The 13,607-nt window shown below is 60.1% G+C and carries 10 protein-coding genes and 2 pseudogenes; 1 reads left to right on the top strand and 11 read right to left on the bottom strand.

Annotated elements, in window-relative coordinates; all coding sequences use genetic code 11:
* Window positions 1-269: 269 nt before the first annotated feature.
* The 6 genes and pseudogenes from RW095_RS38555 to RW095_RS38530 all read right to left on the bottom strand — a co-directional run bounded on the left by RW095_RS38555 (window position 270) and on the right by RW095_RS38530 (window position 6,965).
* Complete coding sequence (locus tag RW095_RS38555; RefSeq protein WP_317020878.1) at window positions 270-1,424, bottom strand: IS110 family RNA-guided transposase; 1,155 nt, start codon at window positions 1,422-1,424, stop codon at window positions 270-272.
* Between the two features lie 66 nt (window positions 1,425-1,490).
* Complete coding sequence (locus tag RW095_RS38550) at window positions 1,491-2,600, bottom strand: DUF2252 domain-containing protein (protein ID WP_317020877.1); 1,110 nt, start codon at window positions 2,598-2,600, stop codon at window positions 1,491-1,493.
* A 393-nt stretch (window positions 2,601-2,993) separates the two neighbouring features.
* On the bottom strand, window positions 2,994-4,250 hold the full coding sequence (locus RW095_RS38545) for a tyrosine-type recombinase/integrase (RefSeq protein WP_317020876.1): 1,257 nt from the start codon (window positions 4,248-4,250) through the stop codon (window positions 2,994-2,996).
* A gap of 54 nt (window positions 4,251-4,304) precedes the next feature.
* Window positions 4,305-5,776, bottom strand: a pseudogene (gene tnpC, locus RW095_RS38540) (IS66 family transposase).
* A gap of 89 nt (window positions 5,777-5,865) precedes the next feature.
* On the bottom strand, window positions 5,866-6,153 hold the full coding sequence (tnpB, locus tag RW095_RS38535; RefSeq protein ID WP_317022824.1) for an IS66 family insertion sequence element accessory protein TnpB: 288 nt from the start codon (window positions 6,151-6,153) through the stop codon (window positions 5,866-5,868).
* Between the two features lie 107 nt (window positions 6,154-6,260).
* Window positions 6,261-6,965, bottom strand: coding sequence for a tyrosine-type recombinase/integrase (locus tag RW095_RS38530; protein WP_317020875.1), 705 nt, complete (start codon window positions 6,963-6,965; stop codon window positions 6,261-6,263).
* Between RW095_RS38530 and RW095_RS38525 the strand changes: the two are divergent.
* Window positions 6,964-8,167, top strand: a pseudogene (locus tag RW095_RS38525) (IS3 family transposase). The gene RW095_RS38530 and the pseudogene RW095_RS38525 overlap by 2 nt on opposite strands.
* Window positions 8,168-8,366: 199 nt before the next feature.
* Here RW095_RS38525 and RW095_RS38520 read toward each other — a convergent pair.
* The 5 genes from RW095_RS38520 to istA form a co-directional block, all read right to left on the bottom strand.
* Complete coding sequence (locus RW095_RS38520) at window positions 8,367-8,573, bottom strand: site-specific integrase (protein ID WP_317020874.1); 207 nt, start codon at window positions 8,571-8,573, stop codon at window positions 8,367-8,369.
* On the bottom strand, window positions 8,570-9,484 hold the full coding sequence (locus RW095_RS38515; RefSeq protein WP_317020873.1) for a tyrosine-type recombinase/integrase: 915 nt from the start codon (window positions 9,482-9,484) through the stop codon (window positions 8,570-8,572). Before RW095_RS38515 ends, RW095_RS38520 begins: the two co-directional genes overlap by 4 nt.
* Complete coding sequence (locus RW095_RS38510) at window positions 9,478-10,722, bottom strand: tyrosine-type recombinase/integrase (protein WP_317020872.1); 1,245 nt, start codon at window positions 10,720-10,722, stop codon at window positions 9,478-9,480. The genes RW095_RS38515 and RW095_RS38510 overlap by 7 nt, the downstream gene beginning before the upstream one ends.
* Before the next feature lie 190 nt (window positions 10,723-10,912).
* The gene (istB, locus tag RW095_RS38505; RefSeq protein WP_317014949.1) at window positions 10,913-11,746 is read right to left on the bottom strand and encodes an IS21-like element helper ATPase IstB; all 834 of its coding nucleotides are present in this window, start codon (window positions 11,744-11,746) and stop codon (window positions 10,913-10,915) included.
* Window positions 11,743-13,254 carry an IS21 family transposase gene (istA, locus tag RW095_RS38500; RefSeq protein ID WP_449406524.1) on the bottom strand — a complete coding sequence of 504 codons (1,512 nt, stop codon included), beginning with the start codon at window positions 13,252-13,254 and terminating at the stop codon, window positions 11,743-11,745. Before istA ends, istB begins: the two co-directional genes overlap by 4 nt.
* Window positions 13,255-13,607: the final 353 nt, after the last annotated feature.

Below are 13,607 nucleotides of genomic sequence, written 5' to 3'. Positions count from 1 at the left end.
CCGCCGTCAGCAATTGCCACGATCCGTTCAATATTCCAAGTCTGAAGCCGATCTTCGCGCGCGTAAGACTCCAACGTCTCACAACCTTCTATCCGCTGGCGCGTGGCCAGCCTCATCCTGCATGCGCGTTGCGCTGGGATTCCACCAGGAGCATGCCCCATCTAAAACATCGGTTACGTCGGTAACCCAGGATGGCTACGGGCATGTTCACTTCAAACCGCCAATACACGGGAGTTTCGGACCTTGCATTATTGCGCTACGTTGCCTGCTCAAGTCGACTTCAACTGCGCACCATCGGGTATTACCCCGTCCTTGAGATAACGCCACAACGCGATTGCGAGGCGTCGTGCCACCGCGACGATGGCAATGCGCCGCGCGCGACGATTCGGTCCAGTGCCCTTCGTGCGTTGGTTGAACCACTGCGTCAGCGCGCTGTCCGGCTGGTAACGCAGCCAGCACCACGCGATCTCGACGAGCAGGGCGCGCACCCGTCGATTGCCCTGCCTGCTGATGCCTTGGTCCACCTGGCTCTCGCCACTGTTGTAGGGCTGCGGCACCAGTCCGACGCACGCACCTACCTGACGCCGGTTGGTGAACTCCCGCCAGAACAGTTCGAGCGCGAGGCGCGACGCGCCTACTGGCCCGATAGCCTTCAGCCGCGCGAGCTGATCAATTCGCTCGCGCGCAGGCGAAGGCAGACTCTCTTGCCGCGTCTTCTCAAGTACCGCGAGTTGCTGCTCGACGAGCGCCAGTCGATCACACTCGCGCAGCAGCCGTTCCCGTAATTCGGGCGGCAACGGCGCGCCGTCATGACACATCACCTGGCCACAGGCGAGCTGACCGGCGAAAGCCTTGTGGTCGACGTTGTGCCAGCAACCCACTGTGACCAGCAGTTTGCGCATACGGTCGTGGTGCTGCAGTACCTCCTTCTGCAGTTGCCCGCGATCGCGCATCAGATGACGGGACGCTTCATCCTGCGGCGACGGTACGTGAACCACGTGCATACGGTCGCGCTCGCCGCGCAGCCATGCGCGCAGGTTGATGACCAGCTTGATTGCATCGAGCCGGTCGGTCTTCGCGCGCCGCCTGTGACGTTCGACCGGAATGCTGGCCGGATCGACGACATAGCACTCGATACCGTGCGCCTGGAGCGCGCGACAGATCCAGAACGCGTCCTGCCCGGCTTCGTAGCTCACGACGATGCGCACGCCGGCTGGTAGCGACCACTTCTCCCTGTGCCCTTCGATCAGTGCCAGCACGGCCTGGAGGCGGGCTGCGGCTTGCGGCTGTGCCACCGTGTGCACCGCTGGCTTGTCGCGCCGGCCGTCGTGCAGCGCGACCTTCCAGTTTGCTGCCGCCAGCTCAAGTGACACCGCGAGCAACTGTTCCTCGCTACCCGTCGTAAACGTCTGATCCGTGCGCATGATGCTCTCCTTGTAGCAGGGTTCGACAGACTGATTTTATCGATCAGTTCGCCGGCGAATCTCCCGTTACATAGGATCTAAAAAGATGTCGCTGGAAGACTGCATCAGCCGTTGTCCCATGACGACACGCTGCCCTTGATTGTCATAGTGGCTCTTTCCCGCATAGGGTTCGAGCACCGAGCGGCGCTGTTCCTTGAACTGGAGAATCAGGGGATGGTCTTCCTCGTCGAAAAACAGTCCGATGAAGCAGCGGGTGCCGACGCTGCCAATACCCACGACCTTCAGGGCGAAGTCCTCCAGGTGGTAGCGATCTAGCAGGACACGGCGCTCATCGGACAGCGACTCGCGATAGTCGACGAGTGCCTCACGCACCCGTTCCTCGAAGCCCACGTCACTGACGTGGTAGAGCAGCGGTGGTTGATCGACCAGGCGGCGTCGCCCCGCCACTTCGCCGGCAATCTTGGGAAAGAGGTTTTCGACAACACGCTGGCGGGCTTTTTCTGCCAGTCGCTCGCGAGTCTTTCTGACTTTTTCATCGGGTGCCATCGCAATGAGGGTTTCCATGTCCAGGCGGGTGTACCAGACTTCCAGCGGATTCGTCCGCGAATATTCCCGCAGGTGCTCCCGATATGTGCGCACGCACTCCAGGACGGCTGTCCGGGAATCTGCATCCGGCAACTGGTTATCGCGTCCTGCGACCGCGAAACTGACGGCCAGCCGTTCGAGGTCCCATTCCCAAGGCGCCGGCAGCGTTTCATCAAAGTCGTTCAGATCGAAGACCAGATTGCGTTCCGGGGTGGCAAACAGGCCAAAATTCAACAGGTGGCAGTCTCCACAGGCTTGTACCCGAAGACCTGTACTTGGAGTCGTAGCGAGATCGTGGGCCATGAGCGCGGCCGAACCGCGCAGGAACGTGAAGGGACTGCGGAGCATACGGCCATAGCGGATCGGGACCAGTTCCGGCAATCGGTCCTGGTTCGATTCTTCCAGGATGTCGATGGCATCCCGGCGCTGGGTCGATGGTGTCCAGTCGGCGTGGCTGCTGCGCGGCACCCTATCGCGCAACGCCTGACCGCCGGCGAGACGCTCTGCGCGGGAGCGAAGAACCGGGATATCCTCGGCGACGTTATTGACTTTGGTCTTCGTCTTCCCAGGCGCCTTCACCTTGGTTTCCATGCTCGCCTCCTCCTGGCCGGCTCGCGGCGCGGATTGTACTTTTGCACGACGAATCGTCAGGATAGCTGACAGCACGAACACCAAGAGCAGGACGGCGTGCCAGGGCCGATTGTGTTCGTGCTGTCAGCTATCGTGCGGGCTCGATATGTCACGTCGACCCATCCACGCGTCCACTGGTTCGGGCATCAGTCGCTGCGGTAATTGGCTTGGCAGAGTCGGAATTCCGGGCCCAGCGTAACGCAAGTTCCAACGTTATAGGGCCCTGATGGCAGCCATTCTCGGCGAACCGGGCAAACGCAAGTAGTTGCGTCCCCTGGCTCTTCAACTTGAAACCAAGTTGACGCCTGGCATAGAGATAATCCTCTACCCGGGTAGTCATCGAACACAAGCGATTCATGATCTGCTCCCGGGCCAAGGGGAGACCACCGCCGCGAGTCTGCGGAAATCGACCTTTGCGTAAATCATCGTGGTGTTGATGCTGCGATGGCGCAACACATCCGCGATGTCCTTGATAGAAGCAACATTGCCCAGCATGCGACTGGCTGCGGTGTGCCGCAGTAAATGAGCACCCATGGACGAGCTCGGCCAACCGCATCGGGCATAGGCCAGCCGGATCGCGCTGCATACAACAGCCGGGGTGACCGGCCGGTCGAACGGGGCTCGATGTCGCACGAACAGCGCACGACTAGAGGTCTGGGGTCGACCGAAACGCACGTAATCGAACAACGCGCGCCCGGTCTGTACGGGCAGCGGCAAAAGATCCGTACGCTTGCATTTGGTTGCCCTGATGCGCAACGTTCCCTCATGCCAATCAACGTCAGCGAGTTGCAGTGCGGCCACCTCTCCGACGCGCAACCCTAGATCTACCAGCAAACGCGCCATGGCGTAATCTCGCCGGCCAGACGCCGTCTGTGTGTCGAAAGCACTCAGGAATTGTGCGAGTTGGGCTTGCGTCAGTAATTTGGGCAAGCGAGCCATTGACCATACTGCTACCTTTGGCACAGCGGCGATTAGTCCTTCGATATGGTCGCCACTGAACTGACGGAAACGCAGATACACGCGCAAGCTGCTTGCGATGGTACCGGCGCTCGCCGGGGTGTGGTCCTTACTCCTCTCGACGACGAAATGCAGCACGTCGGCCGGTCTGATTCGACCCATGTCAATGCGGTGACCACCAAATTGATCGACTAGAAAGTCGCACGCGCAGTCGTGGTGGTTGCGGCGAGTGCTCGCGGCAAGACCACGGATCTCGTCAAGATAAACGTCAAGGTTGTTTAACTCGTCGACGATAGTGCCAGGCAACCGAAGCGGCGGTGGTCGGATACAACCGTCCGCGCGAAGCACCTTAAGCAAATGTTTGAGCGCTGCCCGCGTGAAATTTAATGCGCACTTCCTTCGCCCGAGACAGTCGCAGTTTGGCAAGTGCACGAAGATGAATTGACGTACCAGATTCTCATCGATCTGATCGAGCCTGATTCGCTTTCTGGTGAGCCAGCGCGAAAAGTGCGCGACGCTGGCGAGGTAATGTCCGATGGTGTGAAGGGCATAGCCGTGACTTTGAAGGTAGCCGACATACGCCTGACGACTCGCTGCAAGAACACTATCTTCGAGCAGTCGCCACGATCGAACTCCGAGCTGATCCTCTCCCATGGTAGCTCTCCTCTGAGACAATAGAGTCTCTCAGAAAAGCACCATTTATTATGTTCAGCAAGACCAACCCACCGTGCACTGCAACAGAGCAGGCGCAGCGCGCGATACGCTTTGGACTCGGGAGGAGCCCTGCATAATTCCGTCACGTGGATAAGAGCGCCTATGGATTCGAATCCATAGGCGCTCAATGACGTTGTTGTCCACTGCGGCGCGCCCGTCATCCACGTAGCGGCTCAGATACATCCACTGGTTGCGCGTGTAGGCAACCGCCTTTCCCAGCAGGCTTTCTGGCAGGATCTGCGGAGCCATTTCGTCGAGCCACGTCCTAAAGGATGCAAGCAGCGCGACGCTGTGCTGCTGACGCAGCCGGTACGTGTAGTCGACACGTGTCTCGCCTTCGGGCCGATCTGCTTTGGCCAGCGTCTCGACCTGATATAACGCCTTGAAGTATTCCAGCGCCTGCGCGGCGCGACCACCGGGTTTCTTCATGCCCTTCAGTGCGTCTACGAATGCCCGCCGTGCATGCGCCAGGCAACCGAAGTGCGTCGGACCTTCGAGCGTGCGCCAGGCGGCGTATCCGTCCGTCATCAGCAACCCCTCGTAGCCTGCGAGGAATGCCTGAGGGTATTGCTGCCCGCGCCTGGCTGATAGTCGAACAGTACGACTGGCTCCGGGCTGTCTTCGGCACTGCGGTAGACCCACATGTATGAGGTGCTCTGCGCTGTCTTGCCGGGCTCCTTGAGCACCTGCACCGTGGTCTCGTTACCGTGAATCAACTGCTGCGACAGCAGCGTTGTGCGCAGGGCATCATATAAACGGCTGTAGTGCAGTTGCGCCGGCCGGATGATCCAGTTCGCCAGCGTACCGCGACCGACCTCAATGTCCGCACGCGCGAGCGCGTGAGCCATCCGGTACAGCGGCGTGCCATCGACATACTTGCCTGCGGTGACGGTGGCGATCATCGCGGCGCTCGCATTGCTGCCCGGCAGTGGCTGAGCCGGCATCGGCGCGGTGATCACCGGAGTACGTTCGGCATGGCGCTCGCAGTGGCGACACGCGTACCTGAAACGCACGTGCTGCAACACCGACGCCTTGACCTCGATATGCAACTGTTCGCTGACCTCTTCGCCCATGCGGTGAAGCGCGTTTGCGCAGCACGGGCAGACCTTCTGCTCTTCAGGCAGGTCATATTCAATGCGCTGACGTGACAGGTGCACCGGTAATGGCTTGCGCCCTGGTCTGCCCGGTGCAGGGTTGGCTACATCCGGCAGGCCGGTATCAGGCAGTGCAAACGGGGCCTCGGCATTGTCAGCGTCATTGGGTTCAGCGGCGACGGTCTGCTCAGCCTCGTCGAACAAACGATCGCGCAGCTTCTCGCTGCTGGGCGCGAAGCGCCTGCTCTGCGCGAGACGGAACTGCTCCTCTAGCTGGGTAATCCGTTCGCCCAGTTGCTGGTTGCGTGCCTCGAGTTCACGGATATAGGCCTGGGCGGCCGGCGGCAATCGGGCGAAGTCGTCCTCGTTCATGCTCCCAGGATAGAGCAACGCGACGCCCGGTGGGTCTACGTGAATTTGTAACGGTGCGGCCAGCCGTCATGACGGGTCACGCCTGGCGTTCAGCTCGCGTGACGGTATCGCCGGGCCGGATGGCGACGGACTGCGTCGACGTCGATGCCTTCCAGCAGCCATTGCAACTGCTCGGTCGTCAGTTCAATCACGGCCTGCTGTCGGCGTGGCCACACGAAGTGGTCCTGCTCAAGACGTCGCAACATTAACCAGAATCCGGCCCGTTCGTAGAACAGCAGCTTGATCCGGTTGCGTCTGCGGTTGTGGAAGGCAAACACGGCGCGCTCAAACGGATCCAGCAGCATCGACTGCTCGACCGGCGTCACGAGGCTGTTAATACCTGCGCGGTTATGCGGTGAACCGCATAACCGGGCTTATGCCAAGCTCGCGACTATGCAGAGTCCATCGAAACAATCACGCTACTGCTATGGACCCTGCAACCCACTCAGTGTACATAATCGCCTGAGCGCCCTCGCGCGGCCAGCATTGACAGCAATTTGTCTGGCGCCTTGAAGCGACCAGGTCTTAGTACAGGTGCCACTGTGGCGGCCAAGGCATCGAGCTTCTGGGTAGGATCGGCCCGCAGATAGACTTCCGTACTTCGCAGACTTGCATGGCCCAGCCATAGAGATACCTGCCGAACGTCACGCGTTGCCTGAAGCGTATGCATTGCGCACGTATGCCGCAAGACGTGGGGTGTCACCTTCTTGAGGAGAAGAGTGGGCTGCTTTCGTGCAGCAGCTTCAACGTGCTTTGCAAGGATGTACTCGAATCCGGATCGCGTCATGGCCCGGCCGGCCCCATTCAGAAACAACTCCGAATTCACACTTTGTGGTCGAATGGCCAACCACGACTTTAATGCGGCAGCGGTTTCGTTCCATAGTGGAAGCACGCGTTCCCGCCTTCCCTTTCCCATCACATGGATACTGAACGGTGCGTTGCAGTGCAATTGGTCCATCCGGCAGCCGATCAGCTCCGAGACGCGTAGTCCCGCCGCATAGGTCAGGTACAGCATGGCGCGGTCACGGATGCCGGAGCGCGTTCGAATGTCCGGTGGGCCGGCCCCCGCGAAAACCGGACACGAGGTAACGCTTAAACTTTGAGGTAGTCTTACGCCTATGTTTAAGCCCAGTTCTAACGTGGAACCCATTGAAGTTCTGACCCAGCCCGAACAGCGCCGTCGGCGCTCTGTCGAGGAGAAGCTCGCGATAGTGCGCGAGACCTTCGAGCCCGGGGCAACGGTTTCCGGAGTTGCCCGTCGTCATCAGGTGAATGCAAACCAGGTGTTCGCCTGGCGCAAGCTCTATCAGGACGGAAGCCTGTCAGCGGTCAGTGCCGGCGAGCAGGTGGTACCGGCGTCCGACCTGGCCGAGGCGATGAAGCAGATTCGTGAACTCCAGCGACTGCTGGGCAAGAAGACGATGGAAGTGGAGATTCTCCGCGAAGCAGTGGAGTAGGGCCGGGCAAAAAAATTGATTGCGCGCTCACCATTGCTGCCGGGGGACGACCGATGAAGACGGTCTGTGAAGTCCTGGGTGTGTCGCGCTCTAATCTTGCGGTGAAATCAAAGCGCGAAGCCGAATGGGTTGACAAGCGCAAAACGCCCGCCCGTGACGACATGCCGCTCGTCGCGGAGCTTCAGGGGCTGGTTGCCGATTTACCTACTTACGGCTATCGGCGCGCATGGGCCCTGCTGCGGCGAAACCGGACGCGCAGGGGCAGCCTCGCGTTAATGCGAAACGGGTTTATCGGGTCATGCATACCCACGGTCTGCTGCTTGAACGCCGGCCTCGCCATACCCAGTCAACGCGCCGGCATGACGGCAAGGTCGCGGTGGACCGGAGCAATACCCGCTGGTGCTCGGACGGCTTCGAATTCCGCTGTGACGACGGCTCGCCGCTGCGCGTCATCTTTGCACTCGACTGCTGCGACCGGGAGGCCATGAGCTGGGCTGCGACCACTGGAGGCTATACCGGTGACATGGTGCGTGATGTCATGCTTCAGGCTGTGGAAAACCGTTTTGATGGTGCGTTGAAGGCCAGCAACGAAATCGAATGGCTCAGCGACAACGGTTCCTGCTACATTGCCGAGGAGACGCTGACGTTCTCGAAAAAAGTGGGCCTGAAACCCATCATGACGCCGGTCAGAAGTCCGCAGAGCAACGGGATGGCCGAGAGTTTCGTCAAAACGATGAAGAGAGACTACGTCTCGTGGATGCCCAAGCCGGACTCGAGAACGGCGTTGCAAAACCTGGCCGTCGCGTTTGACCACTACAACGAGTCGCATCCGCACAGCGCCCTGAAATACTGCTCACCACGCGAGTTTCGCCAGCGAGCAAATTCACCAACCTAAGCGTGACCGCATGTCCGGTCATGCAGGGGCAAGTCCATCCGGCGCATCAAGAAGCGCTTTGAGTTCGTCGCGTGTCAGATAGTCTACGAGAGCCTCGTCTGTCTTCTTCATTGGAATTGCATGGATCCGGCTTGCCTGATCGAGACTAGACGGTAGCCGATACTCCAAGAAGCGGAAGAACGCGTTGATGGCGGCCAACCTAGCGTTCAAGGAAGGCGACGATGAGCGATACCTCAAGCTGTTCAACTTCAAGTCGATACGGCTTGGTGCTCAGTCGACGCGCTGCAAAGCTCACCAGCAGTCGAAAGCTATCCGCGTACGCTTCACAAGTGTGATAGCTTGCCTGTCGCTCCTTCGGTAGATGCTCGAGAAGGAAAGCGCTCAGATATGGTTCGATTGCAGTCATACGTCACCTCCGCGATAGAATATCTCGCCCGCTTCGGCGATGTGCTGCATAAGGATTGGCGTGGCCTGGAGATACCAGTACGTGTCTGTGACATGTCCATGACCGAGATACGTGCTCAGCGCAACCGTGTGTCGGGAAACTTCCTCGCCTTCACGTTGGCAGCGTTCGAGAGAGCGGACCGCGAAGGTGTGCCGCAGGTCATGGATGTGTGGTCCCGGTTCACCGGGGCCCGCTCGCAAGCCCAGCGATCTTACGAGCTTCAGGAACGTCGCGACTACGGTCGGGTATGCGAGCGGTGTCCCCGAATTGCAGATAAACAAGAAGTCATGCGAAACGCTCATTCCGGCTCGCACGAGCAGACATCGCTCAAGTGCCCGACGGGTGGTCTCATGCAGAGGAAGAAGGCGGCTCTTCCGGAACTTGGTGTCCCGGATGAGCAAACCATCACTCGTCACGTCGTCCAGTCGTAGGGACAGTGCTTCGGAAACCCGCATGCCGGTCGCGGCGAGCAGACCAAAGAGGGTTGAATACATCAGCGGCCTGAGCGTGCCTGACGGTTTCAACAGGGACGCTTCTCTGATGAGCCGTTCGATGTCCTCCGGCTGATAGATATATGGCAGCCGGCGCCGAAACCTGCTTCGTCCCATGGCATCTGCCGCCGGAAGTTCATGTCGCGGGTCTTCCATCCGTGATGCCGTCGCAAATCGACGCACCGTAAGCAATCGATTCCGCCGTTGAGGCGCGGAGGGTGCCAGGATCGCCCAGTTCAGTACCCGCTCCGCACGAATGAAATCGTCGCCGTTTGCTGTCGCATACTCCACGAAGTTGCGAAGCAAAACATACTGGCTGCGCAGCTTGAATCCGAGTGAGCGGCGGAGCTCGATGTATCGAATCAAAGCATCGTTCAGCATGACACACCTCCTGGCCAAGGCTGGGCGATTTGCTGCAGCATGAGGATGTCCACCTTGGCGTAATGCGCCGTGGTATCGATAGAACGATGCCTCAAAACGGCCCCTACAGCATCAAGAGAAGCGCCTGCGCGTAACATGCTGGTCGCTGCAGAATGCCGAAGCAGGTTGGCGCCGTGGGTTGGGGCATCGTCAATACCAGCCCGACGCAGAGCAAGCCGAACCACATTCGAGACATTGGTTGAACTCTGCAGTCGTCGATACGGCGCCCTCGACCGCAAGAAAACCACGTCATCGTCGACATGGGGACGCGCATGAAGCAGGTACTCAAGCAATGCTTCCCCGGCATCCTGTGGCAATGGCAGCGTCACCTCTTGTCGGCCTTTGCCACAGACTCGCAGCGTTCCATCCTTCCAGGAAATGTCGCTAATATGCATCGCGATGATGTCGCCCGCTCGGAGACCAAGACGGGCCAAAAGAAGAAGGATTGCGCGATCACGGATTCCATGAGGTGTCGTCAGGTCACAGCGGTCGATGAGCCGGTCAACACTGCGGCTGGGAAGATAGCGAGGCAGTGCGGAGAGATGCCACTGCGGAACGGTCGGTACGGCGTCGTCGAGATTGGGACGACATAGTCCGTTTGCCGTCAGAAATTGGAGGTATCCCCTGAGCGCGGTCGCTATCGTCTTCACCTGTGCCGGCGAGGACACCCGCGCTTCATCGAGTATCGTCTGAAGGACAACACTGGCATTGTATTGCTCAGGCACATTGCCAAGTCGCGGGAGCAAACGTGTGATCATGCGACCATGACGATCGATAGTCCGATCCGAAATGCCACGATGATGTCGAAGCCAGTGTTGATAGGCGGCGATATGTGGATCGATGTCCTTGCAGACAGGCAGTACCGCCATACCAATTACTTCGCGCTCTGCCAGGAATGAAATGAATCGACTAACACGCCGCACGTAGCGAGCTGAAACATGGACTTGACGCTTGCCTCCGCCACATCGGCATCGGCACCGATGCTGCGCAAAGCGTTGAAGGGTCTCTCGATCAATTTGATCGAGAGAAATCCGGCTACGTCTCAGCCAGACAGAGAAATGACGGGCGGAATCCGTGTAGCCCGCCACCGTTAATGGTGAATGCCGACAGGCCTGCAACGTGCCTGAAAATGCTTCGACAAACGACTGCAGTGACCCTGCTTCCATGTAGCGGGGTGCGCCCGCTGAACGATCAGCCATCGCACTTCTCCTCAAACGTGTGGCGCGACAGTCTGGATGAGAGGCGCGCGACAAACAGGATGAGAATGTCGCGGCGAGCTTGATGATGCCGTTGTTGATTGACGCTGACAAGCGATTAAAGTTGATTGACGCGCGTTCGTTGATTGACGCTGGGCAATGTCGGATTAGAGTGTGCGTCAGGCGACGCGTGTCATGATTCGTTCTCTGGAGTCGCAGGCATGCCGACATTGTTTGGCGTGGCATAGCGCGCAGGGCGTCCTGGCCCCTGCTGTTTGCGCTGCATGGCGGTGCGCCGCCGGTAGCTTTCGACATTCATCTCGAAGATGGTCGAATGATGGACCAGCCGGTCGACCGCGGCCAGCGTCATGGCGGGGTCGGGGAAGACCTTGTTCCAGTCACCAAACGGCTGGTTGGCGGTTAGAAGAAGGGATCGGCATTCGTATCGGGCGCTGATCAGCTCGAATAACACGGAGGTTTCGGCCTGATCCTTGGTGACGTATGCAAAGTCGTCGAGAATGAGCAGGTCGAAGCGGTTCAGACGGTTGATGGCGGCTTCGAGCGCCAGCTCGCGACGTGCAACCTGGAGCCGCTGCACAAGGTCGGAGGTGCGGGTGAACAGGACCTTCCAGCCTTTGTCCAGCAGGCTCAGTCCGATGGCCGACGACAGGTGCGACTTGCCGCCGCCAGGCGTCCCGACCATGATCAGGTTGGCGCCGTTGCGCAGCCACCCATCGCCGGCACACAGTGCCGAGACCTGTGCTTTGGAGATCATTGGCACTGCATCGAAATCGAAGGTCTCCAGCGTCTTGCCCGGTAGCAGCCGGGCCTCCTTCAGATGGCGTTCAATACGACGTCTATCGCGTTCGGCAATCTCGTGTTCGGCCAGCGCCATGATCAGGCGTGCCGCGGGCCAGCCCTCCTTGTCGGCGCGCTCGGCGAAGGCTGGCCAGATCTGTTTGACAGCGGGTAGCCGCAAATCGTTGAGCAGCAGCGACAGGCGGGTAGCATCGAAATCGTGGCTCATGCTGTCATCTCCTGATCCAGGGTAAGCAGGGCTTCGTAGTCGCGCAACGAAGCCAGTTGTACGTGCACTTGTGGGACAGCTGCCGGATCCGGAGCAAAACGCGAGCGCAGTTCGTCCAGATCGGGTAGTCGACCATCGGCCAGGTTCTGTTCGAGCGCATGGGCCAGCTCGGCCTCGCAGGCGCGCTCGTGAGCCAGGCTCAGCAACTCCACCATGGTCTTGCACGCCGCGCGCGAGGACAGTTGCTCGCACAGGCGATCGAAGGTCAGCCGATAGGCCTCGCGCGGGAACAGCTGGTCGCGGTACACAAGGTTGAGCAGCGCCATCGGCTTGCGGCGCAGCGCGTGAATGACATGCCGGTAGTCAATGACGTGGCCATGCTTGCCGCTGGTGCCTGGGCGGCCACGCCGCAACGTCATCAGGGCCGTGCCGCCCAGGAACAGTTCCAGCCGGTCGTCGTACAGCCGCACCCGCAACCGGTGGCCGATCAGCCGCGACGGAACGGAATAGAAGACCTTGCGCAATACGAAACCGCCGGTGGAGGTGATGTAGACACGCGTTTCCTCGTAATCGCTGGTGCGCGTGTTGGGCAGAAGCTGCAGGAACGGCACTTCCGCCTTGATGCGCTTGCCATTACGCGCGTTGATGCGGCTGACGATCTCGTCGATGAAGCAGCGATAAGCGGCAAGGTCGATGAACTCGACGCTGCCGCGCAGCAGCAGCGCGTCGCGGATCGCACTCTTGAGGTGACCATGAGGACTCTCAATGGCGCCGTTCTCGTGTGCGACTCCACGGTTGTTGCGCGTGGGCTGCATGCCGTAGTGAGCACATAGGGCTTCGTAACGCGTGGTCAGATCGTCGCGCGCATCGCGATCCAGATTGCGAAACGCCGCCGACAGACTGTCGCTGCGATGCTCGAGCGGTGCTGCGCCAAGTGCCCAGAGCGCGTTCTGAAGCCCTTCGGCGAGGGCAACATAACTCTCGCCACCGAGAATGACGTGAGCGTGTTCAAAGCCCGAGCAGGCCAGACGGAAGTGATACAGGCGATGGTCCAGCGCGGCGCCGGCCACGGTGACGCCGAGAGCCTGCATCTCGGTGAAATCGGACAGCCCGAGCCGACCGGGCTGATGTACCTGGCGAAACATGACCTCGCGTTCCTCGCCATGCAGTGCCCGCCAGACGCGGATGCGCCGCTCCAGTGTGCGGCGCACGTCACGTGAGAGCTGCGGATGGCGCCGAAGCATCTCTTCCAATACTGCAACGGGCCGGATGCCTGGAGCGGAGGTCAGTAGTGGAACAATCTCCGCGTCGAAAATCCCGGCCAACGGATCCGCGCGCCGGCGCTCGCGCGGCGCCTTCTTCTGCGATGGCAACCGTGGATCCTCTTCGATGCGGTAGGCGGTGGCGACGCTAAACCCGGCCCGGGCAGCCGCCTCGGGTGGCGCTTCCTTGAGTCTGTGCTTCATGTAGAGCCTCATCTGGTGGTCGTTGACGTGGCGTCCGGGCACGGCGCACCTCCCATGGCATGGAAGGTTTGTTCATACCCGATCTACCGCGACTACCAAAAAAGCTCCCGGTGAAGGTCGCCTCCTGGCGCGGCATGGCGGCAGCGGTTCCGGGCTACGCCCGTTCCCGCTGCCGCCATGCCCGTTCTCTCATCCTGACTGACGCGCTCCTCTCATCTTGATTGACGCGCGGCATCAAACGCCCGGGTGGGCATCGGGAAGTATGTATTTATGCGGAGAAAGCTGGGTAGACACTTGCCGCGGAGGGCTGGGAACATTAAAGGACGCCTGTCGTCATTGCAAAAACTCTGCATAGTCGCGAGCTTGGCATAAGCGCGGAAATCGATCGGTTCGCG

The organism is Paraburkholderia kirstenboschensis, from assembly GCF_032806925.1.
In the GTDB taxonomy this organism is placed as follows: Bacteria; Pseudomonadota; Gammaproteobacteria; order Burkholderiales; family Burkholderiaceae; genus Paraburkholderia; species Paraburkholderia kirstenboschensis.
The sequence above is the reverse complement of the archived record's forward strand: the minus strand, read 5'-3'. Positions and strand labels throughout refer to the sequence as shown.